This window comes from Streptomyces sp. NPDC047014, assembly GCF_040644195.1.
In the GTDB taxonomy this organism is placed as follows: Bacteria; Actinomycetota; Actinomycetes; order Streptomycetales; family Streptomycetaceae; genus Streptomyces.
Genome location: NZ_JBEYVX010000031.1, coordinates 19539 through 46537, shown reverse-complemented (window position 1 = coordinate 46537; position 26999 = coordinate 19539). Strand labels below are relative to the sequence as shown.

General features: G+C 74.5%; 24 protein-coding genes. 10 read left to right on the top strand and 14 right to left on the bottom strand.

What is annotated here, in order from left to right; translation table 11 throughout:
- Position 1: 1 nt before the first annotated feature.
- Positions 2-1858 carry a CoA transferase gene (locus tag ABZ873_RS18870; protein ID WP_360872866.1) on the top strand — a complete coding sequence of 619 codons (1857 nt, stop codon included), beginning with the start codon at positions 2-4 and terminating at the stop codon, positions 1856-1858.
- Positions 1855-3504: a class I adenylate-forming enzyme family protein gene (locus tag ABZ873_RS18865; protein WP_360872863.1), complete on the top strand. Its 1650-nt coding sequence runs from the start codon at positions 1855-1857 to the stop codon at positions 3502-3504. The genes ABZ873_RS18870 and ABZ873_RS18865 overlap by 4 nt, the downstream gene beginning before the upstream one ends.
- Before the next feature lie 88 nt (positions 3505-3592).
- Here ABZ873_RS18865 and ABZ873_RS18860 read toward each other — a convergent pair whose 3' ends face one another.
- From ABZ873_RS18860 to ABZ873_RS18850, 3 genes are read right to left on the bottom strand one after another with little or no spacing between them, the layout of a single operon-like run.
- Complete coding sequence (locus ABZ873_RS18860) at positions 3593-4396, bottom strand: zinc ABC transporter substrate-binding protein (protein WP_360872860.1); 804 nt, start codon at positions 4394-4396, stop codon at positions 3593-3595.
- Positions 4354-5220 carry a metal ABC transporter permease gene (locus ABZ873_RS18855; RefSeq protein WP_360872856.1) on the bottom strand — a complete coding sequence of 289 codons (867 nt, stop codon included), beginning with the start codon at positions 5218-5220 and terminating at the stop codon, positions 4354-4356. The genes ABZ873_RS18860 and ABZ873_RS18855 overlap by 43 nt, the downstream gene beginning before the upstream one ends.
- Positions 5217-5852: an ATP-binding cassette domain-containing protein gene (locus ABZ873_RS18850; protein WP_360872854.1), complete on the bottom strand. Its 636-nt coding sequence runs from the start codon at positions 5850-5852 to the stop codon at positions 5217-5219. The genes ABZ873_RS18855 and ABZ873_RS18850 overlap by 4 nt, the downstream gene beginning before the upstream one ends.
- A gap of 213 nt (positions 5853-6065) precedes the next feature.
- On the opposite strand from ABZ873_RS18850, the gene ABZ873_RS18845 reads away from it, so the two are divergent.
- A complete protein-coding gene (locus ABZ873_RS18845; protein ID WP_360872915.1) occupies positions 6066-6923 on the top strand; it encodes a hypothetical protein in 858 nt (285 codons plus the stop codon).
- On the opposite strand, the gene ABZ873_RS18840 is transcribed toward ABZ873_RS18845, so the two are convergent.
- From ABZ873_RS18840 to ABZ873_RS18830, 3 genes are all read right to left on the bottom strand, one after another.
- Entirely contained in the window at positions 6914-7759 is an 846-nt protein-coding gene (locus ABZ873_RS18840; RefSeq protein WP_360872851.1) for an aldo/keto reductase, read from the bottom strand. The two genes, ABZ873_RS18845 and ABZ873_RS18840, sit on opposite strands and share 10 nt — an antisense overlap.
- Positions 7693-8904, bottom strand: coding sequence for a cupin domain-containing protein (locus tag ABZ873_RS18835; protein WP_360872848.1), 1212 nt, complete (start codon positions 8902-8904; stop codon positions 7693-7695). The genes ABZ873_RS18840 and ABZ873_RS18835 overlap by 67 nt, the downstream gene beginning before the upstream one ends.
- A gap of 98 nt (positions 8905-9002) precedes the next feature.
- Positions 9003-9158, bottom strand: a complete 156-nt coding sequence (locus ABZ873_RS18830; protein WP_360872845.1) for a hypothetical protein — start codon at positions 9156-9158, stop codon at positions 9003-9005.
- A gap of 275 nt (positions 9159-9433) precedes the next feature.
- Here ABZ873_RS18830 and ABZ873_RS18825 point away from each other — a divergent pair, with 275 nt between their 5' ends.
- The gene (locus ABZ873_RS18825; protein ID WP_360872842.1) at positions 9434-10792 is read left to right on the top strand and encodes a helix-turn-helix transcriptional regulator; all 1359 of its coding nucleotides are present in this window, start codon (positions 9434-9436) and stop codon (positions 10790-10792) included.
- Here the strand turns inward: ABZ873_RS18825 and ABZ873_RS18820 are convergent.
- Positions 10762-11295: an NUDIX hydrolase gene (locus ABZ873_RS18820; RefSeq protein WP_360872840.1), complete on the bottom strand. Its 534-nt coding sequence runs from the start codon at positions 11293-11295 to the stop codon at positions 10762-10764. The two genes, ABZ873_RS18825 and ABZ873_RS18820, sit on opposite strands and share 31 nt — an antisense overlap.
- Positions 11296-11670: 375 nt before the next feature.
- Between ABZ873_RS18820 and ABZ873_RS18815 the strand changes: the two genes are divergently transcribed.
- Positions 11671-14874 carry a hypothetical protein gene (locus ABZ873_RS18815; protein ID WP_360872837.1) on the top strand — a complete coding sequence of 1068 codons (3204 nt, stop codon included), beginning with the start codon at positions 11671-11673 and terminating at the stop codon, positions 14872-14874.
- Between the two features lie 10 nt (positions 14875-14884).
- On the opposite strand, the gene ABZ873_RS18810 is transcribed toward ABZ873_RS18815, so the two are convergent.
- The gene (locus ABZ873_RS18810; protein ID WP_360872834.1) at positions 14885-15301 is read right to left on the bottom strand and encodes a VOC family protein; all 417 of its coding nucleotides are present in this window, start codon (positions 15299-15301) and stop codon (positions 14885-14887) included.
- 254 nt (positions 15302-15555) lie between these two features.
- On the opposite strand from ABZ873_RS18810, the gene ABZ873_RS18805 reads away from it, so the two are divergent.
- Entirely contained in the window at positions 15556-15975 is a 420-nt protein-coding gene (locus ABZ873_RS18805; RefSeq protein ID WP_360872831.1) for a TOBE domain-containing protein, read from the top strand.
- A gap of 12 nt (positions 15976-15987) precedes the next feature.
- Here the strand turns inward: ABZ873_RS18805 and ABZ873_RS18800 are convergent, their stop codons facing one another.
- The 3 genes from ABZ873_RS18800 to ABZ873_RS18790 all read right to left on the bottom strand — a co-directional run bounded on the left by ABZ873_RS18800 (position 15988) and on the right by ABZ873_RS18790 (position 20101).
- Positions 15988-16428: a molybdopterin-dependent oxidoreductase gene (locus ABZ873_RS18800; protein ID WP_360872828.1), complete on the bottom strand. Its 441-nt coding sequence runs from the start codon at positions 16426-16428 to the stop codon at positions 15988-15990.
- An 83-nt stretch (positions 16429-16511) separates the two neighbouring features.
- Positions 16512-19280 carry a molybdopterin-dependent oxidoreductase gene (locus tag ABZ873_RS18795; RefSeq protein ID WP_360872825.1) on the bottom strand — a complete coding sequence of 923 codons (2769 nt, stop codon included), beginning with the start codon at positions 19278-19280 and terminating at the stop codon, positions 16512-16514.
- Positions 19277-20101 carry an FAD binding domain-containing protein gene (locus ABZ873_RS18790; RefSeq protein ID WP_360872822.1) on the bottom strand — a complete coding sequence of 275 codons (825 nt, stop codon included), beginning with the start codon at positions 20099-20101 and terminating at the stop codon, positions 19277-19279. The genes ABZ873_RS18795 and ABZ873_RS18790 overlap by 4 nt, the downstream gene beginning before the upstream one ends.
- A 226-nt stretch (positions 20102-20327) precedes the next feature.
- On the opposite strand from ABZ873_RS18790, the gene ABZ873_RS18785 reads away from it, so the two are divergent.
- On the top strand, positions 20328-21782 hold the full coding sequence (locus ABZ873_RS18785) for a PucR family transcriptional regulator ligand-binding domain-containing protein (protein ID WP_360872819.1): 1455 nt from the start codon (positions 20328-20330) through the stop codon (positions 21780-21782).
- A 45-nt stretch (positions 21783-21827) separates the two neighbouring features.
- On the opposite strand, the gene ABZ873_RS18780 is transcribed toward ABZ873_RS18785, so the two are convergent.
- Both ABZ873_RS18780 and ABZ873_RS18775 read right to left on the bottom strand, forming a co-directional pair.
- On the bottom strand, positions 21828-22289 hold the full coding sequence (locus ABZ873_RS18780; protein WP_360872816.1) for a GNAT family N-acetyltransferase: 462 nt from the start codon (positions 22287-22289) through the stop codon (positions 21828-21830).
- A gap of 131 nt (positions 22290-22420) precedes the next feature.
- Positions 22421-22837: a VOC family protein gene (locus tag ABZ873_RS18775; protein ID WP_360872813.1), complete on the bottom strand. Its 417-nt coding sequence runs from the start codon at positions 22835-22837 to the stop codon at positions 22421-22423.
- Positions 22838-23010: 173 nt separating this feature from the next.
- Here ABZ873_RS18775 and ABZ873_RS18770 point away from each other — a divergent pair, with 173 nt between their 5' ends.
- From ABZ873_RS18770 to ABZ873_RS18760, 3 genes are all read left to right on the top strand, one after another.
- Positions 23011-23286 (top strand): hypothetical protein, encoded by a 276-nt coding sequence (locus tag ABZ873_RS18770; RefSeq protein WP_360872811.1) that lies wholly within the window; start codon positions 23011-23013, stop codon positions 23284-23286.
- Positions 23287-23489: 203 nt separating this feature from the next.
- Positions 23490-24098 (top strand): DUF5133 domain-containing protein, encoded by a 609-nt coding sequence (locus ABZ873_RS18765; RefSeq protein ID WP_360872808.1) that lies wholly within the window; start codon positions 23490-23492, stop codon positions 24096-24098.
- A gap of 137 nt (positions 24099-24235) precedes the next feature.
- Positions 24236-25024: a VOC family protein gene (locus ABZ873_RS18760; RefSeq protein WP_360872805.1), complete on the top strand. Its 789-nt coding sequence runs from the start codon at positions 24236-24238 to the stop codon at positions 25022-25024.
- Between the two features lie 10 nt (positions 25025-25034).
- Here ABZ873_RS18760 and ABZ873_RS18755 read toward each other — a convergent pair whose 3' ends face one another.
- Positions 25035-26933, bottom strand: a complete 1899-nt coding sequence (locus tag ABZ873_RS18755) for a siderophore-interacting protein (RefSeq protein WP_360872802.1) — start codon at positions 26931-26933, stop codon at positions 25035-25037.
- Positions 26934-26999: the final 66 nt, after the last annotated feature.

The following is a 26999-nucleotide window of genomic DNA, read 5'->3' as shown; positions in this document are numbered from 1 at the left end:
CATGGCGTCACCAGCACCCACGCAGACGGTCCGGCCGCTCGACACACTGCGCTTCGAGACCTCGGGGCCCCCGCAGATCACGAGCGTCGTCGCCGAACACCTGCGGCTGCTCGGCGCGGCACCGGCCGCCCGCCACGGACGCGAGGACCGGCCTGCGGCACCCCGGCGCGCCCGGACCGCACCCACCGGCCCCGCATCCGCCCCGGGCGCCACCGCCCCCGGCGCCACCACCCTCGGCGGCCCCGGCTTCGGCCCGGCGCGGGCCACCACCGGCTGGGCCGACCCCGCGAGCGGCCTCGTCGACGAGGCCACGATCCAGGCGGCCACCGGCATCATGGCCGTCCACGGCCGCCGCGACGGCGGCCCGCGCGGGCTCGCCGTCGACTACGCGGCCACCGCCACGGCCGTCCTGACCGTGCAGGGCCTGCTCGCGGACCTGGTGGGCCAGGCCCGCGGCCGGACCGCCACCGGCCCCCTCGCCACCAGCGCGGACCGGGCGGGCCTGCTCGCCGTCTCCCAGTACCTGGCCGCCGCGGGCGCCGACGAGGGCGAGGCCGCCGACATCGCGCCGGGCGGGCCGCCGTTCACCTCCGCCGACGGGATCCTCTTCGAGCTGGAGACGCTCGACCCGGGCGCCTGGGCCGCCTTCTGGAAGGCCCTGGACGCCCCCGCCGAGGCCCTGCGGGCCGGCTGGCGGCCCTTCCAGTTCCGCTACGCCACCGCCTGCGCCCCCTTCCCGCCCGCCCTCCACACCACGGCCGGCTCCCACGGCTGGGAGCGGATCCGCCGGGCCGCCGCCGCCTCCGGCGCCGAGGTGTGCGCGCTGCGCCCGCTCGCCCGGCGCGCCGCCGAGCACGACGGGGCCGCGCCCTGGTCGCTGACCCCGGCGGCCACCGGAGCACCCGCCCTGTGGCCGGGCCCGGCGGTCGCCGCCGCGGCCGGCCGCCCGCTCGCCGGACTGACCGTGCTGGAGGCGGGCCGCCGCATCCAGGCCCCGCTCGCCGCCCATCTGCTCGGGCTGCTCGGCGCCGAGATCATCCGGATCGAGCCGCCGGGCGGGGACCCGCTGCGCGGTATGCCCCCCGCCTGCTCGGGGATCTCCGCGCGCTGGCTCGCCCTCAACCGGGGCAAGAAGGCCGTCGAGATCGACATCAAGTCCGAGAGCGACCGGCACCGGCTGCGCGAACTCGCCGCCGGGGCGGACGTCTTCCTGCACAATTGGGCGCCGGGCAAGGCCGCCGCCCTCGGCCTGGACGCCGATGACCTGGCCCGCGTACATCCGGCGCTCGTGTACGCGTACACCAGCGGCTGGGCCGGACGGCTCGACGGCGCCCCCATGGGCACCGACTTCATGGTGCAGGCCCGCACCGGGGTCGGGGAGGCCGTCCGGCCCTCCGACGAACTGCCCGCGCCCTCCCTGATGACCCTGCTCGACGTGCTCGGTGGACTGCTCGGCGCCGAAGCCGTCCTCGCCGGTCTGCTGCTGCGCGAACGCACCGGCCGCGGCGTACGGGTGGACTCCTCGCTGCTCGGCGCCGCCGACACCCTCACCGGACCCGTGCTGCGCCGCGCCGCCCGGGGCGCGAACCCGCGCCGCCCCGCCGGTTTCCGCCGCCCGCTGCCCACCGCCGACGGCTGGGTCGCCCCCGCCGACGCCGACGCCCGGGCCGCCGCCGCGCACGACCTGCGCGGCCTCACCACGGCCGAGGCGCTGACCCGGCTGCGCGAGCGCGGACTGAGCGCGACCGCCGTCACCACGGACCTGTCCGCCCTGCACCACGACCCCCGCCTCACCGCCCCGATCGGCCGCGACGCGTACGGCGCCCCGGCGGTCCCCGACCCCTGGAGCTTCGCGTGACCATCGCCCTGCACGACCTGCTGCCCGCCGAACTCCGCCGCGCCTGGGTGGTCGACGGCACCTGCCCCGACCTCGACCTCTACAGCCTCTTCCGGGCCCGCCAGATCGCCGACCTGCACCGCACCGCCGTCATCGACGCCAAGGGCTCGCTCTGCTACACGGCCCTCGACCGCAAGGTCCGATGTCTGGCCACCGGCCTGCGGGGGCTCGGGATCGGCCCCGGCGACGTGGTCGGCGTCCAGCTCCCCGACGGCCGGGCCGCCGTCATCGCGGACCTGGCGCTGGCCGCCCTCGGCGCGGTCTCCCTGCCCTTCCCCGTGGGCCGGGGGGTGCTCGAAGCGGAATGCCTGCTGCGGCGGGCCGAGGCCGTCGCCGTCATCGCCGCCGTCGAGCACCGCGAGTTCCGGCACGCGGCCGATCTGCTGACGCTGGCCGGCGCCCTGCCGGGGCTGCGCCACGTCATCGCCGCCGGGCCCGGTACCGCGCCCGAAGGAACGATTCCGCTGGCCGGGCTGCTGCGGGCCGACCCCACCGGCTTCGTGCCCGCCCGTCCCGACCCCGACAGCGCGGCCCGCATCCTCGTCTCCTCCGGCTCCGAGGCCGAGCCGAAGATGGTCGCCTACTCGCACAACGCGCTCGCCGGCGGCCGCGGCAACTTCCTGGCCTCCCTCATCCCGGACGGGACACCCCCGCGGTGCCTCTTCCTCGTCCCGCTGGCCTCCGCCTTCGGCTCCAACGGCACGGCCGTCACCCTCGCCCGGCACGGCGGCACCCTGGTCCTGCTCGACCGGTTCAGCGCCGAGGCGGCCCTGGACGCCGTACGCGCGCACCGGCCGACGCATGTCCTCGGCGTCCCCACCATGGTCCGCATGATGCTCGAACGCCTGGACGGAACGGGCGAGCGGCTGCCCGCCCCGACCGCGCTGGTCCTGGGCGGGGCGCCGCTGGACGAGACCACCGCGGCGGCCGCGGCGGAGGCGTTCGGCTGCGCCGTCGTCAACCTCTACGGATCCGCCGACGGGGTCAACTGCCATACGGGGCTGGGCAGTACGGTGCCCCCGACCGACGGCTCCGGCGTGGTCGCGGGCCGCCCCGACCCCCGGGTCGCGGAGATCCGTATCGCCGACCCCGACACCCACGCACCGCTCCCCGACGGCGCCGTCGGCGAGATCATCTCGCGCGGGCCGATGACCCCGCTGTGCTACGTCGGCGCCCCCGAGCTCGACGCCCGCTACCGCACGCCCGACGGCTGGGTGCGCACCGGGGACCTCGGCTACCTCGACGCCGACCGCGTGCTGCACGTGGTCGGCCGCCTCAAGGACATCGTCATCCGCGGCGGCGCCAACATCAGCCCGGCCGAGGTGGAACGCGCGCTCACCGCGCACCCCCAGGTCCGGGACGTGGCCTGCGTCGGCGTCCCCGACCCGCTGATGGGCGAACGGCTCGCCGCCTGCGTGGTCGCCCGGGGCGCGCAGGCCCCCACCCTCGCCTCCCTTGGGGAACACCTCACGGGGCGGGGGCTGGAGCGCCGCAAGCACCCCGAACAGCTGCTCCTCGTACCGGAACTGCCGCTGACGGCGGCCGGGAAGCCCGACCGGGCCGCGCTGCGCAGGCGGCTGACGGAGAGCGTCGCCCTGCTGCCGTGAAGCCCTGATGCCCTGATGCCCTGATCCGCGGGAGCGGATGCCGAAGGGGCCGCCGGTTCACCACCGGCGGCCCCTTCGTGCGGGCGGGTCAGGACCCGGACATCGCCTTCTTGAGCTCCGCCGCGGCGTTGCGGTAGACCGGCAGCAGATCCAGGTCGTCCCCCGGATAGTTGACGATCTTCACCTGCCGGGCACCGGAGTCGGGCAGTACCGGACCTGTCGACATGTGCGCGTTGTCCAGCACCAGCGCGGGCTTCTTCGCGGCGAGTTCGGCGAGCTGCGCCGGGGTCACCGCCTCCGGACCGTACGTCCCCACCGTCGTCGCGCCCGCCAGCTTCGCCGACCAGGCGGTGAACACCTGCGTCACCACCGCCGGGCTGCGGCCGCCGGGCCAGCCGGCCTCCAGCTCCTTGTTCAGCTTCGCGTACTCGGCGTCGAAGCCCGTCTTCCATCGCGCGGCGGCGTCCGCCGTGCCGAACAGCCCGGCCAGCCGCCCGACTTCGGCCGACACCTTCGCCGGGTCGTTGTCGAGCTCCACCTCGACCAGCTTCGCCTTCGACCCGGCGGCCTCCTTGATCTTCGCCGCGTACGGTTCGAAGGGCGCGTACAGCACGAAGTCGGCCTTGGCCACCGCCGCGAGGTCCGAGGGCTTGGGATCGTAGTCCGGGGCGTGGTGCACGGACTGCGGCACGATCACCTGGATGTCCTCGGCGCCCGCGGCCTTCGCGAAGGCGCCCTCCCAGGTGGTGGTGACGACCACGGACGGCTTGCCCTCGGGCGGCCGCGCCCCGTCCTTCGGGGCGGGATCGTCGGCGGCTCCGCAGCCGGTGGTCAGGAAGAGGGCCGCGCTCAGTGCGAGGAAGGAAGCGATACGGACGCGGGTGCGCGCCATGAGCTGATTCTCCGTTCGGGTATGAAATGCACCGCGAGGACCACTGCCCCCGCGGTCAGGACGAGGACCGGGCCGGGCGGCCAGTCCAGCCACAGGGCCAGCAGGAACCCCGTCAGATTCACCGCCACACCGATGCCGACCGCCCACAGGGTGATCGACCGCAGCGAGCCGCCGAGGCGGCGCGCGGCGAGGGCGGGCAGCAGGGTCAGCGCGTCGACGAGCAGCGCGCCGGTGAGTTTGATCGCCCCGGCGACCGCGACGGCGACGAGCAGCAGCAGCGCCGCCGTCAGCGCCCGCACCGGGACACCGGAGCACTGGGCGAGCTCGCGGTCGTGGAGCAGCAGGCCGATCTCGCGCCGCCGCCACCAGAACAGGCCCGGTACGGCGACGGCCAGCACCCCGAGGACGACGAGGTCCGGGGTCCCGACGGACAGGATCGAGCCCCACAGCAGGGCGAAGGCGCCGGAGGCGTTGACCCCCGACACGGCCAGCAGGAGCAGCGCCGCCGCGATGGCCAGGCTCATCAGCAGGCCCATGGCCCCGGAGAGCCCGTCGGGGGTGCGGGCGAGCGGGGCCACACCGACCCCGGCCAGCGCGCAGGCCACCAGCGCGCACACCATGGGGTCCAGTCCGGTGAGCAGGCCCACGGCGATGCCGAGCAGGGCCACGTGCATCATCGCGAACCGGACCGGCATGATGTCGAGCCCGACGATGACGACCCCGATGACCGGCAGCCCGACCGCCGCCAACAGCAGGGCCAGGCCCGCGCGTTGTACGGGGAGCAGCTGGAGGAGCGTACCGAGGTCGGCGGTGGCGAGGCTCACCGCACCTCCCGCAGCCGGCCCGCGGCCATCTCCAGGACGCGGTCGCAGCGGTCGGCGAGGGCCCGGTCGTGCGTGACGACGATCAGGGTCACGGGGAGCGAGGTCAGTACGTCGGCGGCCTCGGCCTGCCCGTCGAAGTCGAGGGCGGCGGTGGGCTCGTCGGCCAGCAGCAGCTCGGCCCCCGCGGCGACGCAACCGATGGCCCGCGCCAGGTACATGCGCTGCAACTGGCCGCCGGAGAGGGTGTGCAGGGGCCGGCCCGTGAGCGCGCCCACCCCCAGCCGCTCGGCGGCCTCGGCCGCCTCGGCGGGGGCGTGACTGGCGGCGAGCAGTTCCCGGCCGAGCAGCGGGAAGCGGCCGGCGGCCGGCTTCTGCGGGATCCACGCGCAGGCCCTGCGCCGCCAGGCCCACTCCGCGGGGGAGCGGCCCTCCCGCCCGCCGACCAGGATCGACCCGGTCGTCTGCCGGTGCAGCCCGAGCACGGCCCGCAGCAGCGTGCTCTTCCCGGACCCGTTGGTCCCGGTCAGCGCGACGCGCTCCCCGGCGGCGAGCTCCAGATCAACCCCCGTGACGGCCTCATTCCGCCCATGCCGGCACCCGACCCCCCGCATCCGCACATCAAGCCCACCCATGCCACCCGCCTCCTTACCCCTGCCATCCCGCACGCGGGGTCTGGTCACGAAGCCCCCGCGCAGCAGTAGTCGGGCGCGGGGGGCGGGGGGTTCCCGGGGGCGGGGAATCGGACCCGGACCGGGCGGGATCGGCCGATGCGCTGATCGGGTGCTGATCCGGCACGACGGCCGAGGCGGCCCTGCTACGGTCATCCGTTCGCCGAGGAGGTCATGATGGCTGTTTCCCCGCCTGTCGCTGCCCCAGTGGATCTGCGTCGTCAGCCGGTCGACGACGTACTGGAGCGCGTGGAGCAGGCCCTGCACCTGCGAGTGGACCGGCAGACGCTGGTACGCAAGCGCCGCTCCCTGGGCGGCCCTACGGACCGGGGCACATGGGTGCGCATCGAGCGGCGGGGGTTCGAGCGGATCGGGCCGCAGGGCTGGAACGGGACCGAGGCCGCTGCCGTGCTGCAAGGGGTCGCGATGCCCGAGTGGTACCAGGGCGTGGCCTGGCGCGAGCCCGGCGAGCCGGTGATGTGGCGGGCGGACGAGCTGGAACTGCTGGCGTCACCGTCCGTCGGCAAGGGCGCCCTGGTACTCGAAGACCCGGGTCTGCCGGACTCATGGTGGGCGGCGCTGAACGCTTCGCTGGACGCGCTGGCCTCACAGCGGACGCCGCGGATCGCGACGCCGGACACGGTGACGATCACCCAGGAGCAGGTGACGCAGACGCTCGGGGCGGTGTTCCCCGGGGTGGCCGATACGCGGATCGAGCGGTGGGCGCCGGCTCACGCGGATCTGACCTGGGCGAACGTGATGGGACCGGAGTTCTCGATCATCGACTGGGAGGACTGGGGCATGGCGCCCCGTGGCCTGGACGCCGCGACGCTCTGGGGCAACGCGCTGGCCGTCCCGGCGCTCGCGGACCGCGTCCGCCAGGAGCGGCGCGCGGACGTGGAGAGCCGGGACGGCAGGCTGATGTCCCTGTACTTCCTGTCGAAGGTCGTCGGACCCCACGCGTACGAGGAGGATCCGCTGCTGGCGCCGGCCCGGAAGGAGGCCGAGCGCCTGGTGGCCGCTCTTCAGCGCTGACGGAGCCCTTGGAGGGCGCGGACGTACTGGCTGACGGCGGCGGTGTCCACCTCCGCGCCCAGGGCATGGACCAACTGCGCCAGGTGAGCGCGGTCGTCGGTGCCGACGGCCACCGCGGCAGCGCGCGGCAGGTGGAAGGCTGTACGGAAAGCCGCCTGCACGCGGGACCAGCCATCGCGTGGTGATCTGAGGAACGGGCGGGGGTCGAAGCCCTCCCAGACCTTCGCGTGGCCGCCCCCGAAGGGGCTCATGCCCCAGACCTCGCCCGCCTGCCAGGCGGCGCGCAGGACGGTGGTGACGTCGAGCAGGTCGATACCGACGAGGAACCCGGCGCGGACCATCAGGACGTCCGGCGACGGCAGGCCGGTCACCTGGACCGGGCCGAGGGGCCGGGTGTCCCAGGAGGCCACGCCCCAGGCGCCGCACAGACCGTCCCGGGCGGTGTCTGCCAGGGCGGTGCAGGCGTTGCCGAGGGCGGCGTGGCCATCGGCCGGGGAGAGGCTCGCGAGGCTCCGTTCGGGGTTGTGGAGGAGGACCGTGTCGGGTTCCCTGCCGAGCTCCTGGGCCGCCCGCTCGACAGCCCGGCGCAGCCGGACCGGATCAAGGGAATGCTCTGCGCCTCCGGCGCTCGGGAAGAAGCCCACCTTGGTGGAGAGGGTGAACTCCGGGAGCAGATCCGCGGCCGTCCCGGCCAGTACCGCGTGCGAGCGGAAGCCGAGGTAGGGAGCCGCGGTGTCCAGGGCGGTGACGCCGAGGTCGAGTGCGGCCGTCAGGAGGCCACGGTGGTGACGAGACCGGTGAAGGCCGAGGACAAGGCGGGGGTCAGCTCCGTGCACAGTTCCTCCCTCAGCAGGGTCCCGGCCAGCTGTTCCACGTCCAGGCCGGTCTTCTCGGCGGCGTGGGCGATGTCGACGGGGTGGCCGCTCAGCAGCAGGGCGAGGGCGGGGAACGCCTTGCCGGCGAAGGTGAGCTTCTTGCCTGCGGCGAGCACGTCCACGGTGTCGTGGTGCTGCTCGATCACGGGCTCGAAGTCGGTGACGCACACGACGGCCTCGGGCTTGCCGAACAGGTCGGTGGACGGGACATGCCGGGCGGCCAGGCGTTCCCGTTCCCGTGCGTCGAGGAAGTCCTGCGGGGTCAGCTTCGTAGCCAACTCGGCGACGGCGTCGGTCAGGAGTCGCTGCTGTCCCTCCCACTGTCCGGGGGAGTTCCAGCGGTCCAGGTCGTACCGGAACACCAACTGCGTACGGGCCTGGTCCGCGAGCCAGGCCAGCCAGTTCACGCCGACGCGCTTCACGATGCCGAAGGTGGCGTGCAGGCTGTAGCCGTCGCCCTGGTCGTCGCGGGTGGCCTGGTGCCAGAAGCCGCGGGGAATGTGCATCACGTCGCCCGGCTCCATGACTCCCCGCCACGTGATCTCTTCGCTGGGCTCGGAGTTGGGCGCGGAGTCGCGGTACATCGGAGCCTTGCGCGAGGCGCCGCGGACTTCCCAGCTCTTGCGGCCGGCGAGCTGGACGATCACCACGTCGTGGTCGTCCCAGTGGAGCTTGAAACCGCTGGCGTCCTGGGTGGTCAGGTAGGCGTTCACCTGCACCAACTCATGGGCCCACCACTGGAGTGCGCGGCAGGTGGTCTCCATGGCCGGGTCGAAGAAGTCGACCTCGTCCAGGACCATGGTGCAGCCCTCGCGCATGAGCGCGCCGACCCGGCGCATGTTTGCCACGGGGATGGCCTGCCCCCGCCGGGTGACGGCGGGGTGGATGTAGCGGCCGGGGTGCAGCTCGGTGCCGTCCTGGAAGATACGGAACTGGGGGGTGGTGAGGCTGCGACGCATCACCAGATCCAGCAGTTTCTGCGGGTTGAGCAGGCGATCGAGCAGTTCCAGATCCTCGATCGTCCCGCGGGCGAAAGCGGCGCCGAGTTCCCTGGGTCCGTCCCAGCCGAGGGCCTTCTCCAACGCGGTGACGAAGGGGTGGTCCATACGTTCCTCCGGTCTGTGCCGTGGGCGTGAGGGCCGGGGGCCCGCCGTGGACGGCGAACCCCCGGGGTGGTGCTGTGCCGTACTGGTGCCGGGTGCCGCTACTCCTGCGGGAGGTTCAGACCGTCGCGGTTCTCGCCGTCGTCGCCCGCGGAGGTGCCGGTGGGGTCGGACTCCGCCGCCTCGGCGGTGAAGCGGTCCTGCACCCTGATCAGGCTCTCGACGCCGATCAGCAGGTCTTCGTTCTGCGCTGCCATGTGTGTCTCCGATTCCTGGACTTCCAGGGCCGACGAGCGCCGGCCCCGGCCCCGATGCGGGGCACGCCTCACCAGCCCGGCTGGTTGTTCGGGACAGTGAGGAGACGGGGGTGTCAGCCACGGATCGAGCGAACTCGGGATTCATGAGGGCTGTTCGCTGAGCATCGCGATCAGGACGCCGGCCCAGAAAGGCCCAGCGGGTTACCCAACTTGGGTAACATCACCGTCGGTTGAGCCCTTGAAGCGATCCGTGGTCATCCTCCGGAGCGTGCCCGATGCCCGAGTCACGTCACACGAAGGAACTACCGGCCAGTCTGCTCACCGATCCCGAGATGATCGACGCGTGCCGCGAGCGGGACTTCGCGAGGGTGTTTCGCCTGCTCAAGGCGCACGCGGGTATCTATCCGTCCATGATCGCGCGTCGGTGCGAGCTGACCCCGAGCCGGGTGGGGGAGGTCGTCGCCGGCCGACGACAGCTGCTCCACATGGACGTGATCGAGCGGATCGCAGACGGGTTGCGCATCCCGGGGCACATGCTCGGGCTTGCCCGACGGGAGTGGGAAGCGCCGCTCGCGCGGGCCGCGGTAGAGCGAGAGCCATCGGAGTCGGTGCACCCACCTGGCCGGCTCAAGCCGCTCGCGGCCCTCCCCGGGGTGGAGGTCGACAGCGTCCTCGCCCTGGCTGCCGGGACCAGGCCGAGCCCTTCCACCCTGCAGGCGCTCCAATCCTCGATCGAGGACTACTGGCGCCGCGACGACGAGCACGGAGGGGAAACCCTCCGACCGGCCGTCGTCGGTCAGCTGCGGTACGTCGAAGGGCTGCTCAACAGCGGGAGGCCGGCGCCGATGCAGAACGGCCTCTACGGCATCGCGGCGGAGCTGGCTCGGCTGACAGGCTGGACGTACTTCGACGCCCGGCAGTACCAGCAGGCCCGCGCGTACTTCTCGGAGGCTCTGCGCCTGGCCAGGGAGATCGACGACCATCCGTTCATGGCCAATGTGCTGGCCTGCATGAGTTTGCAAGCCACCTATCAGGACAGACCTGCGGACGCGCTTGCACTGGTGTCCGCCGCCCAGGACCAGGCTCGTGCCGCCAGCGGGGCGACGCCGAGAGTACGGGCGATGCTGGCCATGCGCGAAGCCTTCGCCCACGCGGCCTTGGGGGACCGGAAGGCGACACATGAGGCGATCTCCGAGGCCCACCGCCGGTTCGAGCGCATCCGCGAGGGCGACCCGGACCCGGCGTGGGTGGCGTACTTCGACGAGCCGAAGCTCATCGTGGACACGGGCATCGCCTACGGCCGCCTCGGTGAGGCGGCCCTCGCCGAACCGTTGATCGCGGCCGCGCTGGAGCGGGGAGACCCCGCGAACCAGCGGGGCAGGGCGTTCCACGCGGTCTGGCTGGCCCGTACTCAGCTCCAGCGCGGCAAGCTCGACCAGGCGTGCCACACGGCGACAGAGGCGCTGGCGCCCGCCGCAGCGGTGTCGTCCGAGCGGGTGATCTGGCACCTTCGCGAGTTCCACGAGCAGCTTGCGCCCTCCCGCGAGGTCCCGGCCGCGGTGGCCTTCGCGGCCCGGCTGCGCGCGGTGCTTCCCTTGCGGGGTCAGCGCACCCCCTCGTCCATGAGGACGTAGAGGAGGCCGACCAGGGAGCCACTGCTGACGATCTCGCGGCGGTCGATCATGCCCCGGATGTCCGCCAGCGGGATCCACTCGACCCGGTCCGATTCGTTCTTCTCGGTCGGTGGTCCCTCGTACGTGGCGCCGTCCGCGCGGAACAGGTGGTGCTGGGAGTCGGTGATGCCGTTCGCCGGTTCGGCGTAGATCAGCGGCTTCATCGGGCCCGGACACCAGCCGGTCTCTTCGAGGACCTCACGGGCGGCGGCCTCGCCGGGGGTCTCGCCCGCCTCCACCAGGCCCATGGGCAACTCCCAGGCCCACGCGTCCGTGATGAAGCGGTGGCGCCACATCATCAGGATTTCCCGGCGGTCGTTGACGACGGCGGCCACGGCAAGGTGGCGCAGCTTGACGACGTGGTGCTCCCAGCGGCTGCCGTCCGGTGTCTCGATGTCGGTGAGCCACAGGTTCACCCACTCGTTCTCGTAGACCGGACGTTCCCCATGGATCTTCCACTGCATCGCTGCGGCCCCTCTCGATCGGCCTCCAGCATCGCAGAGTCGGCGGGGCGCTCTCCGGAAAACCGTTGGGGTGGGGAGGGGGCTCCGCACACAATGGGCGGGATGATCGATACCGCTGAGAAGCTGCTTGTTGCTCTGGATCCGTTGCCCCATGCCGAGCGGCTTCGGGTTGTTGCCGTGCATGCTCGGGGGCTGGCCGGGCGGGGGGCCCTGGGGCCGTTGCTGGTTGAGCTTGACCGGCTTGGGGTCTATGAGCGGCGGCTCGCGGCCCTGGCTGCGTTTGTGGGTGGGGAACGGGAGTATCTCGCCGCGCGGCTCGCGGATGCTGATGCTGTGGTGCGGCGGTATGCGCTGCGCGGGGCGCATCGGCTGGGGGTGGCCGATCGGGCCGTTGAGGCGGCCTTCGAGGATGCGGCGCCCGAGGTGCGGGCCGGGCTGGCGCGGTTGTTGCGGGACGGGGGGCGGGCCGCGCTCGCCGAGCGGCTGGTGCCGTGGCTGCGGCGGGCCTACGGGGAGCGGGACGCGGCCGCCGTGTTGGCGGGGTGCGGGCCGGAGTTCGTGCGGCGGATGCTGCCCGAGCTGGCCGGCGCGGTGCCGTTCGAAGGGTGGGGGCGGCTCGGGGTGCGGCATCCCCTTGCCGTGATCGAGTACGCCGAGGCGGAGCTTCGGCGGCTGCCCGTGCGGGAGCAGGACTGGTGGAAGCGGCATGCGCTGGGGCTGGCCGCGGCGATGCCCGCCGATCCCGCGCGGGTGCTGGGGCTGATCGAGCGTTGGGGGCCCTGCACCCTGCCCGGGCCCGTCACCGAGCGGCTGGATCTGCTCGTTGCCGTGGACGCCGAGCGGGTCGCGCGGTGGCTCTGCCAGGAGGAACGGGGCACCGCGCGCTGGGAGCGGACCCCCGGGCGCCGGGCCCTGCGCGGGCTCGCCCTTGCCGCACCGCCCTCCCTGCCCGCGCTCGGCGCCCGGTGGCTGCCCCGGGAGGCGTTCCGGAGCCTGCTGGCCGCCACCCCGCCCGGGCGGCGGCTCGCACTGGCCGAGGAGGCCACGGCCCTGTTCCCGTACGGCACGAGGGAGCTCCCGGACGGCGTGCTGCCGCTGCTGCCCGTCGAGCAGCGGTACGCCGAGGCCGAGGCCCGGATCGCGGCCTGCCGGGCGGAGGGTGGGGCCGACATGCGCTGGCGGATCTGGCAGGCGCTGGTGCTGCTGCCGCCCGAGCGGGCGCGGCCGGAGCTGCTGGCCGCGCTGCCCGGGAGCGACGCCGAGGACCGGGAGGCGATCTGGTGCTTCCTCGTGGACAACGCCGGGCCGGCCGCCGATCCCGCCGCCCTGGCCGAGCTCGTCGCGCTGGCCGCGGGCCGGCTGCGCAGCGACCGCGACGCGGTGCGGCGGGAGTTCCTGGACTCCCTCGGGAATCTGGAGCCGGATCTGCTGGCCGCCGCCGTGGCCGAGGATCCGGACGGCTCACTGGAGGGGCTGTGCGGCGACGCGCTGCGCGCCGCCGACTGCACGGCCTGGACCCGGGACACCCTCCGTGACCTGGCCCTCGGCCTGCTCGCCCACACCTGGTCCCCGGCCCCGCCCCGCGCCGAAGCCTCCGCAGGGGTCCGCGGCACCGCCGCCCGGATCCTCGAAGCCCTCGCCGCGCACACCGGCACCGCCGACCTCGGCGGCCCCGGGCGGCTCGACGGCCCGCCGCGAAACGGCCTCGGCGTCGTGGTCCTCGACGCCCTCCGCCCCTGGCTGGACCGCGCCCGCGCCCGCGACGACCTCGGCCCGCTGCTGGCCGCCGCCGACGCCTTCGGTGCCCGCGGCCACCGCGTGCCCGCGCTCCAGGAACGCCTCGCGCACGCCCTGCTCCTCTGCCCCGCCGCCGACTTCGGCCGCCTGGCCGGGCCCTGGCTGGCCGATCCCGCCACCCGTGGCGCACGCGTGGCCCGGCTGCTGGAGCAGGATCCCTCGGCCGCCGTCACCGCGCCCGTGCTCGCCGTGCTCGCCACCGACCGCACCGACCTGCTGGACCTCGCCCTCGGCGAAGCCGTGCCACCCGGCCGCTTCCCCGCCCCGGGCGCCTCCCGCGCACTCCCCGGTCTACGCCACGCCGCCCGCTGGCTGCCCCGTCAGCAGCGGGCCGCCGTACGCCTGGTCGGCGCGGCCGTCGCCGACGCGGACCGGCCCCTTGACGAGCGGGCCGCGCTGCTGCGCGCCGTCGGCCCCGTCCCCGTCCACGGAGCCGCCCTCGCCGCCCGCTACCTGCCGCCGCCCAGAACCCCTGAGGCACCGGAAGCACCGGATGCGGCGGACGCGCCCGTGGCCCCGCACCCCGTCCTCGTACGGGCCGCCCTGGAGGCGTCCGGCCGCGCCGACGACCCCGCCGCCGCACTAGCGACCCTGCTGGCCCTGGCCGGGGCCGACGGGGCCGGGACCGTCTGGGCCGCCGCCGGGCGCGTGGCGAACCGTACGAGGCCCGGCCTGCTGGCCCCCGTACTGGAGGAGGTGCTGACCCGCGAGCACGGGGTGAAGGTCACCGTCCGCAAGACGGCGGCCCGCCTCACGGCCCGGCACCTGCCCCCGCGGCGAGCCGTACCGCTGCTCACCGCCGTGGCCCGCGACCCGCGCACGCATGTCGACGTACGCGTGGTGGTGACGGGCCTGGCCACCGGCCTGCTGGGCACGCCCGGAGCCTGGGAGCTGCTGGAGGACACCGTCACCGACGGCCCCCCGGCCGCCCGCCTCATCCTCGCCCGGCGCTCCCCGCCGGACCTCGCCGCCGCCCACCGTGCCCGGTACGGGATGCTGCTCGCCCGGCTCGCGGAGGTCGATGACGAGGAGGTGGCCGGCGAGGCGCTGGGCGCCCTCCCGGAATGGGCCGCCCATGCCCCCGGGGCCGTCGCTGTCCTCAGCGAGCGCTGCACCGATCTGACCTCCTCCGAGAAGGCCATGCGCACCGCCTTCTACCGGCTGCGCGACCTCCTCGGCTCGGGCCTGCCCCACCCCCTCGGCGGTGCGGAACCGGGCAGCCTGCTGCACGGCGTCGTGACCCGGCTCGTGGCCGCGGTCGCCGCGGGCGAGCGCGGGGGGGCCGCCCCGCACGAGGGCGGTGATCTGCCCGCCCGCAGACGCCTGGAGCAGCTGGCCGACGGGCTCTACGGGGCGCCCGGACTGTACGCGCCGCTCGCGCGCCTGCTCGACGGGACCCCGGAGCTGGCCCGGCTCCGCGCCGGGCTGCTCGCCAGGGCCGTGGACCTCGGCGCGCCCGCGGCGGAGCAGGCGGCGGCCCTGCGCCTGCTGGTGGCGGCGGTCCGGGAACGACCCGTCCTCGCCGGGGAGTTGGCCGGCGTGCTGTACGAGCAGCACTGCCGCGGCCCCCGCGTGGGCTCGCCGGACGGCACGCTCGATGTGCTCGCCGCACTGAACGGCGGCGGGCTCGCCGAGGGGCTGTTCGCGGTCGCGCTCACTTCGGCGCTCGGCCGCCGGCACCAATGGCCGGAGCGCTGCCGGACGGCCGTGCTCGGTCTGCGCCGCCACCCGGAGCCGGAGGTGCGCGACGCCGCGTACGCCGTCCGGATCGGCGGGGCCTGAGCGTGCGCCGTCAGGCGGGCTCCTCGTGGAGGTTCAGCTGCCAGGAGACCCCGAACCGGTCGTTCACCCAGCCGAAGCGGGCGCTGAAACCGTACGAGCCGAGCGGCATCAGCTCCTGCCCGTCCGCGGAGAGCGCCGCGTAGAGCCGGTCGAGCTCGTCCGGCCCCTCGCACTCGACGAACAGGGACACCGCCGGGGTGAAGCCGAAGGCGTGCTGGACATGGCTGTCGATGCACATCACGCGCTGCCCGGCGAGCGAGAAGGTGGCGCGCACCACCGTGCCCTCCGGGCCGGGGCCCTCGGGGCCGTAGCGGGTGATGTCGAGGACCTCGGAGTCCGCGAACAGGGAGGTGTAGAAGGTCAGCGCCTCCTCCGCCCTGCCCTCGAACATCAGGAACGGGGTGATCTTCTGCGGTGCCGCTTGCATCGGGCCTGCCTCCGGTGACGAGTGGGGCGTACGGGACCGAGGCTAGGCCGTCACCCCCGCCCCCCGGGGGCTTCGCGGCACGGGCGAGCCGGGCGGGTGGTTCGGGGTGGCACCTGCGAGGGGGTGCGAGCGGGGCCGGGGAAAGATCCCTAGTGTCGGTCGGGCGCGGTCCCCCCGGGCCGCGCGCGGGCCCTGCGGCGCACTCCGCGGGGGCCCGTCAGCGCACGCGAGAGCACGTAAGAGGTCGAAGCTCCATGAGTCTCAGCATCCGCAACCAGATCGCAGGCACCGTCACCTCCGTCACCACCGGCGAGGCCATGGCGGCGGTCAAGGTCCGGCTGGAAGGCGGCCAGGACATCACCGCGGCCATCACCGCCGAGGCCGTCAAGGACCTCGGCCTCGACACCGGCACCGCCGTCAAGGCGCTGGTCAAGGCGACCGAGGTGGCTCTCGCCACCGCCCCGGTCGAGAACATCTCCATCCGCAACCAGATCAGCGGCACCGTCGTCGACGTGTCCGCCGGACCGGCCATGGCCGCCGTCCGCGTGGACGTGGACGGCGGCGGGCTGACCGCGGCCGTCACCGCCGACGCCGTGGCGGCGCTGGGCCTGTCCGCGGGCTCCTCCGTGGTGGCGCTGATCAAGTCGACCGAGATCTCCCTCGCCACCGCCTGAGCGCACCCCGGCTCACCCCCCGGGTGCCTCCACCGCGCCGAACCACACCTGCGTGACCGCGCTGACATAGCGCGCCCCGCACCGGTCCGAGGGCACCACCAGCTGCGCACCCGCCTCGTCCAGCTCCTCCCCGTCGAGGCGGGTCGCCAGCAGCACCGGGCTGCCGACGAAGTCCGCGTCCAGTTCGGCCCAGGCCAGGACGGTGCGGTGGCCGTCCCCGCCGCTCACGGCGAGCAGGAAACGCGAACGGTCCTTGCGGCGCGCCGCGTCGAAGACCGGCCCGGCGCCGGCGACCACGTCGCGCAGCAGGGCGCCCTCGAAGACGTGGTGCCGGGCTCCGTCGGTGGCGCAGTCGAACACCACCTCCAGCCGGTGCTGTTCCCATCCCCGCAGGTCGGCGACGCTGAGGCGCGCCGGGCGGTCCACGTCCCCGTGCAGCATGAATTCGGCCATGGGCATGCGATGCCCGGCCCGGTCCGCCCCGGAAACGTATCTGCCGTCCCCATCTCACGATGTGGCTGGCAATTCCGTGAGGTCTACCCCCGTTCGGCTTGCATCTTCTGCCATACGACATCCCGCGTCACCGGCAGCTGCGTGAAGCGCACCCCCGTGGCGTCCCGCAGGGCGTTGGCGAAGGCGGGGGCCACCGGGTTGAAGGGGCTCTCGCTCATCGACTTCGCGCCCAGCGGGCCGATCGCGTCCGAGGTCTCCATGAAGTGCACCTCGGTCCGCGGGACGTCCGCGAACTGCGGGAGCCGGTAGCGGCGGAAGGCCGCCGTGGTGACCTCCCCGCGCTCGTCCACCCGTACCGTCTCGAAGAGCGTCGCGCCCAGCGCCTGCGCCACCCCGCCCTCCACCTGGCCGCGGCACTGCATCGGGTTCATGACCTTGCCCGCGTCGGCCGCGTGCACACTGCGCAGGATCCTCATCTCGCCCGTGTCCGGGTCGACGGCGAGGCGGAACCACTGGGCGTTGAAGGCCACCGAGCGCGGGGAGCCCGTCCAGTGGCCGTCCGCCGACATCTCCTCCAGCTTCCCCCTGTCGTGGGCGGCCTCGTACAGCTCTTTCAGGGTGACGGTCCGGCCCGCGCAGTCGAAGGACTCCGGCCCGGGTCTGCACAGGTGCCGGGGCACGCCCGTGTGGCGGGCGGCGAAGGTCTTGAGGCGTTCCGCGAGCGAGTCCGCCGCCAGCATCACCGCCTTGCCCGCCACCACCGTGCCCGCCGAGCCGAAGGCGCCGGTGTCGTGCCGGACGACGTCCGTGTCGGACTGGCGGACGGTGATCCGGTCGACGGTGGTGTTCAGGGCGCCGGCGGTGATCTGCTTGTGCACGGTGGTGGTGCCGTTGCCGAACTCGGCGGTGCCGACGGCGATGTCGTACGTACCGTCACGCAGCAGGCTCACCCTGGCGTCGGCGAAGTGCCCGCCCGGCGGACCGGTCGCGATCATCGCCACGGCCGTGCCGGTGCCGGTGAGCCAGCCCTCGGGCACGTCCTCGTGGCTGGTGTCCTCGGCGATGGCCCTGCGCACCACGTCCATGCACTGCTTCATGCCGTACGAGGCGATGAACAGGTCCGGTTCGTGGCCGATCGGGGTCACCATGTGGTCGCCCGCGCCGATGACGTTCCGCTCGCGCAGCGCGAGGGGGTCCATGCCCAGCCGGAGGGCGAGCTCGTCCATCACCGATTCGAGGGCGAAGAGGACCTGGCCCAGGCCGTAGCCGCGGAAGGCGCCCGCCGGGACGCCGTTGGTGTAGACGGAGTACGCCTCCACCTCCTTGTTCGGCGCCTTGTACACGGCGAAGGACTCGCCGACGCTGTGGAACATCACCGCCGGGCCGTGGTTGCCGTAGGCGCCGGTGTTGGCGAGGACCCGGATGCGCAGCGCGGTGAGGGTGCCGTCCGCCTTGGCGCCCACCTTGATGGTGATCTTGAACGGGTGGCGGGTGGTGGCCCCGTAGAACTGCTCGGCCCGGGTGAACTCCAGCTTCACCGGCCGGCGCAGCCTCAGCGCGGCCAGCACCACGATGTCCTCGGTCAGCATCTCCTGCTTGCCGCCGAAGCCGCCGCCCACCCGGCCCGCGACCACGCGGACCTCGTCCTCGTTCAGGTCGTAGAGCGCGCACAGCGCCCGCCGGGTCAGGAACGGCGCCTGGGTGGAGGAGCGGACGGTGATCCGCTCCCCGTCACCGTCCTCCTTGGGCTCGAAATAGGCGACGCTGCCGTGGGTCTCCAGGCTGGCGTGCTGCACGCGCTGGGTCTGGAAGGTCTCCTCGTGGACCACGTCCGCCTCGGCGTACCCCCGCTCCATGTCCCCGATCGTGTGGTGGACCTCGCCGCATACGTTGTTCTCCGCGCGGAAGATCCCCGACTCCGGGCCCTTGTCGTGCAGGACGGGCGCCCCCGGCAGCATCGCCTCCTCCGGGTCGATGACGTACGGCAGTTCCTCGTACGTGACGGCCACGCGGCGGCAGCCCTCCTCGGCCGCCTGCTCGCTGTCGGCCACCACGGCCGCCACCCGCTGGCCCACGAAGCGGACCACGTCGTCCAGGACCCGGGTGTCCATCGGGTCCTCGGTGGGGTGCTCGTGCCGGGCCGAGGAGTACAGGTGGGCGGGCGCGTCGTGGTGGGTGAACACGGCGTGCACGCCCGGGACCTGGAGGGCCTCGGTGGTGTCGATGGAGACGATCCGGGCGTGCGGGTGCGGGGAGCGCAGCAGCTTCATGTGCAGCAGCCCCGGCACCTCCACGTCGAAGGTGTAGCGGGCGGTACCGGTGACCACGAGCGGTCCGGCGGGCGCGCCCAGGGACCTGCCCACCGCCTGCCCCGCCTCGGGGAGCTCGGTGTGCCGGACCCCGCGCACCGCGTCCTCGATGGCCCGGTAGCCCGTACAGCGGCAGATGTTGCCCTTGAAGGCGCGGGGCAGGTCCTGGAGCTTGCCGTCGTCGTGGGCGGTACCCTCCTCCGCCTGGAGGGCGGCCGTGGTCATCAGGAAACCGGCCGTGCAGAAGCCGCACTGGAAGCCCTGCGCGTCCAGGAACTGCTTCTGCGCCGGGTGCAGTTCCCCGCCGGGCCGGGCCAGCCCCTCCACCGTGGTCACGGAACGGCCCTCCGCGCGCACCGCCGGGTAGAGGCAGCTGTGCACGGGCTGCCCGTCCACGTGGACCGTGCAGGCGCCGCAGTCGCCCTGGTCGCAGCCCTTCTTCACGCCGAACCAGCCGCGCTCGCGCAGATAGGTCCGCAGGCACTGGCCGGCGCGCGGCTCGGCCTCGAAGCGCTGCCGGTTGATCTCGATCTCGTACGTCATCGCTGTCCCTCCGTGGTCAGCTCGCGGCGGATCTCCTCGGCCAGGCGCAGGGCCATGTGCCGCCGCCACGCGGGCAGTCCGTGGATGTCGTCGAACCACTCCTCGGGCCGGACCCCGCCGTCGACCGCCGTACGCAGCTCGGCGGCGGTGGGCGGCAGCGCGAACCAGAAGCGGAAGGGGCGGGTGGTGGCCGCGCTGACGGTGACGGCGAGGGAGCCGTCGGCCGGGTCGCAGGCGCCGATGACGAGCACGCCGGAGCGCCCGAGCCCGTAGAGCGACGCCTGCCGGAAGGCGGTACGGAAGCCCAGCGCGTTCGGCGGCAGCCGCACGGACCGCAGCAGCTCGCCGTCGTGCAGGTCCTTCACCCCGGCGCCGCGGATGAAGTCCACGACGGGCAGCCGGCGGGTGGCGCCGTCCTGCCCCTGGAGGAGGACGGTGCCGTCGAGGGCGGCCGTGAGGGAGATCATCGGGCCGGCGGGCAGGCCGTTGCAGAGGTTCCCGCCGACGGTGGCCATGTTCCAGATCTTGAAGCTGGCGAGGAAGGCCCGGCAGCACTGCTCGAACAGCGGGGCGGCGGTCACCGGCAGGGTCCGGGCGAACCGCGACAGCTCGGTGATCGTGCAGGTCGCGGCGATGTCCAGGGAGCCGTCGGGCTGCCAGGACAGCGGCGGCCAGCCCATCCGGGACAGGTCGACCAGGCGGCGGATGTGCGGCTGCGGCTCGGAGAAGAGGTACGTGCCCCCGCCGAGCCAGGCGTCGCCCGGACGCCAGGGCTCCCGGCGGCGCGCGTCGCGCACGTCGAGCACCGTGTTGAGATCCAATTCGCGCCACCAGCCTTTCCGGCCTGACCGAGGGGTTTCCGCCAGTGAAGCAAGGGCGGAGGGGGCGCGACGACTGGTCCCGGACACGGAATCCGACGACTCCGGCAGGCCACTGTCTGGAGGATTGACCAAGAGCCCAAGAGGCGGCTTCGCCTAGCATTTACTATGTCCAAGCCTGTATTCACCTCGCGAATGTGGGTGGAGTTCATCGCAAGGAGTCCCCGCCGTGCACGTCCTCGACCTGCTCCAGCTCGACAGCCTCGGCCTCAGCCTGCTCTGGGGCGAAGAGACCCTTCTCGGCCAAGAGGTCGTCGGTGTCACCGCCACGGACCTGGAGGAGCCGGGCCGCTTCCTCGGCCCCGGAGAACTCGTCCTGAGCGGGCTCGTGTGGTGGGCCGACGGGGACCCGGCCAAGGCGGACCGCTTCGTCTCCGCCCTCGCCGACGCCGGAGCCACCGCGCTGCTGGCCGGTGTGGAGACCCACGGCGGGGTCCCCGACGCGCTGGTGGACGCCTGCCGGGCCCACCGGGTGCCGCTGGTGGCCGTGCCCGCGCGGACCAGCTTCCGCGCGGTGACCGAGGCCGTGTACCTGCGCCAGTGGGGGGACCTCAGCCGCCGCCCCACCCGGCTCTTCGCGCTGCCGGAGATCGTGCGCGGCGAACTGAGCCGCCTCGTGGAGGAGGGCGCCGGTCCCGCCGAACTCCTCGACCGGGCCTGCGCCCACCTGGGACGGGTCGACTGCTATCTGCTCACCGCCAGCGGCCGCACCGTCGCCCGCACCCCGTCGGCCCCCGTGCTGCCCGCCCCGCGGGCGGCGGACTCCGCCGGGCGGGACGGCGTCCGGGTGCGGATCGAGGCGGAGGGCTCCCCGTACGACGCCTGGCGCCTGTACGTGCCCGACGCGGACGCGGTGCCTCCGCGCGTGCTGCACGAGATCGCGGATGTGCTCGCCCGGTGCCGCGAGGCGCAGGGCCGCCGGTCCGCCGCCGGGCTTCGGGCCGGGCGGGAACTCGTCGACGCCCTGGAGGCCGAGGCGTCCGACACCGGCGTGCTCGACGAGGCGCTGGCCGCCGCCGGACTGCCCGCGGGCGGCCCGTACCGGGTCCTGGCCGCCACCTCCGGCGAGGCCCTGGCCGAGGCCCTGCGCCACCTGGAGGGCGCCGCGTACGCCGTGGGCCGAGTGGTGGCCGTGCTGTACGAGGACCCCGCCGCCGGGGCCGGCGCGGTGGACGGGCTGCGTTCCGCATGGCCGCTGCTGCTGCGGTGCGCGGAGCCCGGGGCGGGGCTCCGGCTGGGCATCGGCGCGCCGGCGGCCGGAGCCGAGGGGCTGCGGGCCTCGCTGCAGCAGGCCCGGTTCGCGCTGACGGCGGCGGACGAGGAGACGCCGGTGCGCGAGGTGGAGCGGCTGGACTCCCTCGGGGAGCTGATGGGCGGGGTGCCGCCGGAGGTCCGCTCGGTGTTCGCCGCCCGGATCCTCGGCGCGCTCGGTGACGGCATGCTGCGGGAGACCCTGGAGGTCTTCCTGGCCAAGAACTGCTCCTGGGCGCGCACGGCGGAGGCGCTGCACCTGCACGTCAACACCGTGCACTACCGCATCGAGCGGGTGGAGCTCCTGACGGGCCGCGACCTGTCCCGCCTGGACCACAAGCTGGACCTGTACGCGGCTCTGCGCTGCGGCTGACCCGGGCGGCGGGCCCGGTACGGACGGGCCCGGTAAGGACCGGCCTCAGGCGCGCGCGGCGGGGGCCATGTCGTACGTGACCCACATGGTGCGCGTGGCCACCTGGTCGTACTTGGCCCGCGCCCGGTGGTTGTCGTCGGCGGTGATCCAGCGGACCACGCTCCAGCCGCGCTCCGCCGCGAGCGCGCTCAGGGCCCCGAGCAGCCGGTCCGCGGCTCCGGAGCCCCGGTGCTCCGGGGCGACGAACAGGTCGTCCAGGAAGCAGCCGACCGTGGCGGACAGCGGCCGGGCGAAGGGGCGGTAGTGCGCCAGGCCCAGCAGCCGGCCCTCCGCGTCCTCCGCGACGAGCGCGCCGACCTCGTGGCCGGGATCGTTCACCCACGACCACACGGTGGCGGCCGCCTCCTCGGTCTGCTCGACCCGGTAGAAGTCGGCGTAACCGCGGTACAGGGCGCGCCACTGCGCGAAGTCCCCGGCGTGTACGGGCCGCACGGTGATGTCGGACATGGGCTGGACTCCCGGGATCGAGGGCGGGGCGGAGAGTCGATCATCCTGGAGCGGGGGCCGGGAGGCAGCTGCCTCGGTGTCCAAGAGCGGGCGTCCGGTCCGCCACCGTGGACGATGGCGGACCGGATCCGTCAGCCCTCCGTGCCGCTGATGTTGACGAGCCAGCTGACGCCGAAGCGGTCCGCGCACATGCCGAACACGTCGCCCCACATCTGCTTCTCCAGCGGCACCATCACCGTGCCGTCGGCGGAGAGCCGGTCCCAGTAGCCGCGCAGCTCCGCCGAGTCGTCGCCGCTGAGACTCACCGAGACGTCGTTCCCCGGCCGGTGCGGGGTCCCGGGCGGGTTGTCCGCGCCCATGAGGGTGAAGCCGGCGGAGGTTTCGAGCATGCCGTGCATGATCCGGTCCGCCGTCTCCCCGGCCGGCTGCCCGCCGAGGTCGCCGTAGGTGTTGAGGGCGAGGGTGCCGCCGAAGACCTCCTGGTAGAACTCCATGGCCTGCCGGGCGTCCCCGTCGAAGTTGAGGTACGGGTTGAGGCGAGAAGGCATGACTTCTTTCCCTTCCGGTGCTCTGTCGGTTCCGTGAGGTTAAGTGACGGTACGCCCCGTCCGGACGGGTGACGAGGCCCTCGCTCCGGCGGGTCGCGGGCCGGGGCGGCGCGGGCCGGTCAGGATGACCTCCGGAAAACGCGGGGCCGTCCTGGACGCAGAAGGAGCACTTCATGCTGGAACGACAGCGTCGGAAGAACACCACCGATGTCACTTTCGTGCTGCCCGAGGGCGACCCGCCCGGCCCCGTCAGCGTCGTGGGCACCTTCAACGGCTGGCAGCCGGGCACCCACGTGCTCGCACCCCGGCCCGACGGCATGCGCGCGGTGACGGTGGCGCTGCCCGCCAAGGTCACGCACTCCTTCCGCTACCTCGCGGCCGGTGACTACTGGTTCGACGACGAGAGCGCGGACGGCCACGACGGGGCGAACAGCCGCCTGCACACCTGAGATCCACCACCGCTCGGGGCCGCGCCCCGCGACGACGCCGGGGCGCCGTCGCGGGGCGCGCGTGTGTCCCGGGGTCAACGGCCCGCGCACCGCCTCACCCCATCGGGCGGACTGTTTCCGGACACCCGCGTGTACGGGCCGGGCGCCCGGGACGCGGGTGCTACACAGCGGGACCACCCCGACCGGACCCGAGGAGCGGACGGATGATCCAGGAACCCCGAGGCCCCCGCCCCGCACCCGGCGGGACCGGCACGCCCGGCATGCCCGGCGCCGCCGAGGACGCCGGGGCCCGGGCCGAGCTGGCCCGCGCCACCGGGATGGTCATGGCCCTGGTCCCGTGCACCGCCGAGACCGCCCGCCGGGTCCTCGGCAACGCCGCCCGCGCGGCCGGGGTCACCCCGCGGCTCATGGCGCGGGCGGTGATCGCCGGCTGTGCCCACCCCGACGAGGAGGTGGACCCGGTGTGCGGGCAGGCCCTGCGGGCGGAGATCGGGCACGCCCGGACCCCGCCGTCGGCCCCGGCTCCGGCCCCGGCGGGCCCGCGCCCGGACCCGTACGCGCTGCGCCGGCACCTGAACCGGCTGCGGGCCGCGCGCCGCCGTACCCTGGCCGCGCCCGACGACCCGTCGCTGCGGGCCGCCCTGGAGGACGCGGCGTACACGCTGTGCGTCCTGATGGGGCAGCGCAACGCGCACGGCGCGCTCGTCGCCGCCGAGGAGACGGTGGCCGCCCACCGCCTGCCGCCCGCCCCGGGCCACGCGCCCGCCCCGGGCCACGCGCCCGTACCGCATCCGGGGGCCGGGGCCCGCTGAGCGGCGCCCGCGCGCCCGCGCGCCCGCCCGCGTGGCGGGAATGGCCCGTTTCCTCCCGCTGTGTTAGGAGTGGGTCGGGTGGGGCACGCGCCCTGCGGAGGGACCGGACCCCGGTCCGGTGATCGGAGGCGGCGCACATGACCACGACCAGCCGAGAGGTGTTCGGCGCTCCCTGCTGGGTCAATCTCGCGACCCCCGACCTGGCACAGGCGCAGGAGTTCTACTCCGCGGTGCTGGGCTGGACCTTCCGCACCACCCGCATCGGCGAGAACTTCCGGGTGGCCCTGCTGGGGGGCCGGCCCGTGGCCTCCGTCGGGGCGCTCACCCCCAAGCTCGGGGTGCCGACCGCCTGGACCCCGTACTTCGCCGTCGACGACGCCGAGGTGACCGCCGCCCGGATCCGCGAACGCGGCGCCACCATGGCGATCGGGCCGCTGGCCCTGCCCACCGGCCGCGCCTCCCTGGCCGCCGACCCGTACGGCGCGGTCTTCGGCTTCTGGGAGGGCGAGGTGGTCCAGGCGTGGAACGCCGGCCGGGAGGACACGGCGGCGTGGGTGGAGCTCAGCACCCGCGACGCCTTCGCCGCCGCCGTCTTCTACGGGGAGGTCCTGGACTGGGCCTGCGACCGGCCCGGCTGCTGCGACGTGGCCTACGAGCACGACCACGTGGTGGTGCGCCGGGGCAACCAGACCGTGGCCCGGATCGACGCCGGCGCCGTGGAGGACGCCCCCGATCCGCAGGTGCGGCCCCGCTGGCACGTCCACTTCGCCGTGGCCGATCTCGACGCGGCGGTGGACGAGGCGGTCCGGCGCGGCGGGGCCGCGGTGACCCCCGTACGGCCCTCCCCGACCCACCGCCGCGTCACCCTCCGCGACACCGCCGGAGCCCTCTTCACCATCAGCGAGGACTCCGCCGGACGCGGCTGAGGGCGTACCGTCAGCGGGCCGCCGTCAGCTCCCACATGCGGTGGTCCCAGCCGATGTCGCGGCGCGCGCCGATCCGCAGCCCCGCCAGGGCGGCCAGCCGCTCGAAGTCGCCCTCGGTGCGCACGCCCGAGCCGAACGCCGCCTTCAGCCGCAGGTGGTGCAGGGCCGCCTCGGTGTCCACCGCGATGCCCTCCGCCCCCTCGACCTGCTCCACCAGCAGCAGCGCCCCGCCCTCGCCGACGGCCGCCGCGTTCTCGCGCAGCGCGAGCACCGCGTCCTCGTCCGGCAGCTGCTCCAGCAGCCGGCACAGCAGGACGGTACGGTCGCCCGCGGGGACCGGACCGCTGGTGGGCAGCAGCCGTACCCGGTCGCGCACGGCCGTCTCCAGCACCCGGTCCGCGACCGTGCGCAGGGCCGAGGGCAGCCCGGCCACCGCGACCCGCAGCTCCGGGAAGGCCGCCGCCAGGCTGCCCGCGACGGCGCCCGCGCCGGGGCCGGCCAGGGTCACCGATCCGGCCGCGGCCCAGTCGTAGCCGGTGCGCACGCCGGGGGCGATCCACAGCGCCTCGTCCTCCACGGCCTCCCGCGCGGACGCGCCGAGCCGTTCGTCCGCGGCCATGGCCACGGCCAGCGGGGCGCCGGAGGCCGTACGGTAGCCCGCGCGGCCGGTGCGCAGGGTCTCATGCAGGCCGGACAGCGAGAGATCCAGCGCGGCGTGGGCGCCCCGCAGATCGTACTCCTCCAACGAGTGGTCGTCCTCGACGAGTTCCTCGCCGACCGGGGTCAGCCGGTAGCCGTCGGCGTCGGCCGAGAACACCTCCAGCTCCACCAGGTAGGCGAGCAGCGCGGCCAGGGTCCGCCGGTCGGTGCCGGAGAGGTCGGCCAGCTCCTCGGCCGTGCGGGCGCCCTGCCAGACCAGGTCGACCAGGCCGACGGTCACGGCGGCGCGGATGGCCAGGCCCGGGGCCAGGTCGGTGAGTTCGTGCAGCCGGTCGTGCGGGTCGGTCTCCTCCGGCTCGGGCTCGGCGGTGCCCGCCGCGAGCACGGCGGCGGTGTCCGCGGTGTTCGCGGTGTCCGCCGGGGCCTTGGCGGCGGGCGCCTCGGTGCGCCGCCAGTAGCCGGTGATGTGGGTCTGCTCGCGGGGCACCGCGCGGTCCACGGCCAGGTGGCGGCGGATGCCCTTGAGGGTGACGCTCTCGCCGGCCGCCCACGCGAACACGGTGCCCGGCAGCCACTCCATCGCGCGGACCGCGGACTCCAGCAGGTCGGTGGTGCCCGCCGGGGCGCCGTCGCGCACCAGCCAGGTGATCTCGGCGTCCGCCCGGGTCGGCAGCTCCTGCCGGTGGCTCTCCTCGCCGACCTCGATGAACACCCGGGCGCGGGTGCCCTCGGGCATCTCGGCCAGCCAGCGGCCGATCGCGGGCAGCGCGGTCTCGTCACCGATGACGAGCAGCCAGTCGGCGCCCTCGGGGTGGCGGTGGGACATCTTGGGGCCGGCGATCCAGGTGACATCGCCCGGCTCGGCACTCTGCGCCCAGGACGAGGCCACACCGCCGGCGTGGTTGACGAAGTCGAAGTCGATCTCACCGGCGGCCGGGTCGTAGCGCACCGGCGTGTAGTCCTTGGTGAGCGGCCGGGCGTCGGCCGGCCAGTCGAGGCTGGAGACGTTCTGCCCCGGCAGTACGGGGGCGTCCGCGCCCTCCTCGGCGAAGAAGAACTTCACGTGGTCGTCGAAGCCCTCGCTGCTCAGCTCCGGCAGGTCGAGGCCGTCCTTGCGGAACGCGCCGAGCTGCGGGCCGCCGAGGGTGAGCCGCCGCATGCCCGGGGTCACGTCGGTGACACGCAGCACCGTCAGCTCCCGCAGCACGATGGGAAAGGTGACGACGGAACGGGGGTTGCGGCTGGACATGCAGGGGCTCCTCGGATTGCACACGGATGGGGCGCGCCCTCGGGCGCGCGGAAGGGGCGGCGTACG

Excerpts from the sequence above, each read along its gene's own strand:
- ABZ873_RS18870 (WP_360872866.1), top strand. The coding sequence starts at position 2 with ATGGCGTCACCAGCACCCACGCAGACGGTCCGGCCGCTCGACACACTG.
- ABZ873_RS18860 (WP_360872860.1), bottom strand. The coding sequence starts at position 4,396 with ATGGCGCGCACCCGCGTCCGTATCGCTTCCTTCCTCGCACTGAGCGCG.
- ABZ873_RS18850 (WP_360872854.1), bottom strand. The coding sequence starts at position 5,852 with ATGGGTGGGCTTGATGTGCGGATGCGGGGGGTCGGGTGCCGGCATGGG.
- ABZ873_RS18845 (WP_360872915.1), top strand. The coding sequence starts at position 6,066 with ATGGCTGTTTCCCCGCCTGTCGCTGCCCCAGTGGATCTGCGTCGTCAG.
- ABZ873_RS18835 (WP_360872848.1), bottom strand. The coding sequence starts at position 8,904 with ATGGACCACCCCTTCGTCACCGCGTTGGAGAAGGCCCTCGGCTGGGAC.
- ABZ873_RS18830 (WP_360872845.1), bottom strand. The coding sequence starts at position 9,158 with ATGGCAGCGCAGAACGAAGACCTGCTGATCGGCGTCGAGAGCCTGATC.
- ABZ873_RS18825 (WP_360872842.1), top strand. The coding sequence starts at position 9,434 with ATGCCCGAGTCACGTCACACGAAGGAACTACCGGCCAGTCTGCTCACC.
- ABZ873_RS18820 (WP_360872840.1), bottom strand. The coding sequence starts at position 11,295 with ATGCAGTGGAAGATCCATGGGGAACGTCCGGTCTACGAGAACGAGTGG.
- ABZ873_RS18810 (WP_360872834.1), bottom strand. The coding sequence starts at position 15,301 with ATGCAAGCGGCACCGCAGAAGATCACCCCGTTCCTGATGTTCGAGGGC.
- ABZ873_RS18805 (WP_360872831.1), top strand. The coding sequence starts at position 15,556 with ATGAGTCTCAGCATCCGCAACCAGATCGCAGGCACCGTCACCTCCGTC.
- ABZ873_RS18800 (WP_360872828.1), bottom strand. The coding sequence starts at position 16,428 with ATGGCCGAATTCATGCTGCACGGGGACGTGGACCGCCCGGCGCGCCTC.
- ABZ873_RS18795 (WP_360872825.1), bottom strand. The coding sequence starts at position 19,280 with ATGACGTACGAGATCGAGATCAACCGGCAGCGCTTCGAGGCCGAGCCG.
- ABZ873_RS18780 (WP_360872816.1), bottom strand. The coding sequence starts at position 22,289 with ATGTCCGACATCACCGTGCGGCCCGTACACGCCGGGGACTTCGCGCAG.
- ABZ873_RS18775 (WP_360872813.1), bottom strand. The coding sequence starts at position 22,837 with ATGCCTTCTCGCCTCAACCCGTACCTCAACTTCGACGGGGACGCCCGG.
- ABZ873_RS18770 (WP_360872811.1), top strand. The coding sequence starts at position 23,011 with ATGCTGGAACGACAGCGTCGGAAGAACACCACCGATGTCACTTTCGTG.
- ABZ873_RS18765 (WP_360872808.1), top strand. The coding sequence starts at position 23,490 with ATGATCCAGGAACCCCGAGGCCCCCGCCCCGCACCCGGCGGGACCGGC.
- ABZ873_RS18760 (WP_360872805.1), top strand. The coding sequence starts at position 24,236 with ATGACCACGACCAGCCGAGAGGTGTTCGGCGCTCCCTGCTGGGTCAAT.
- ABZ873_RS18755 (WP_360872802.1), bottom strand. The coding sequence starts at position 26,933 with ATGTCCAGCCGCAACCCCCGTTCCGTCGTCACCTTTCCCATCGTGCTG.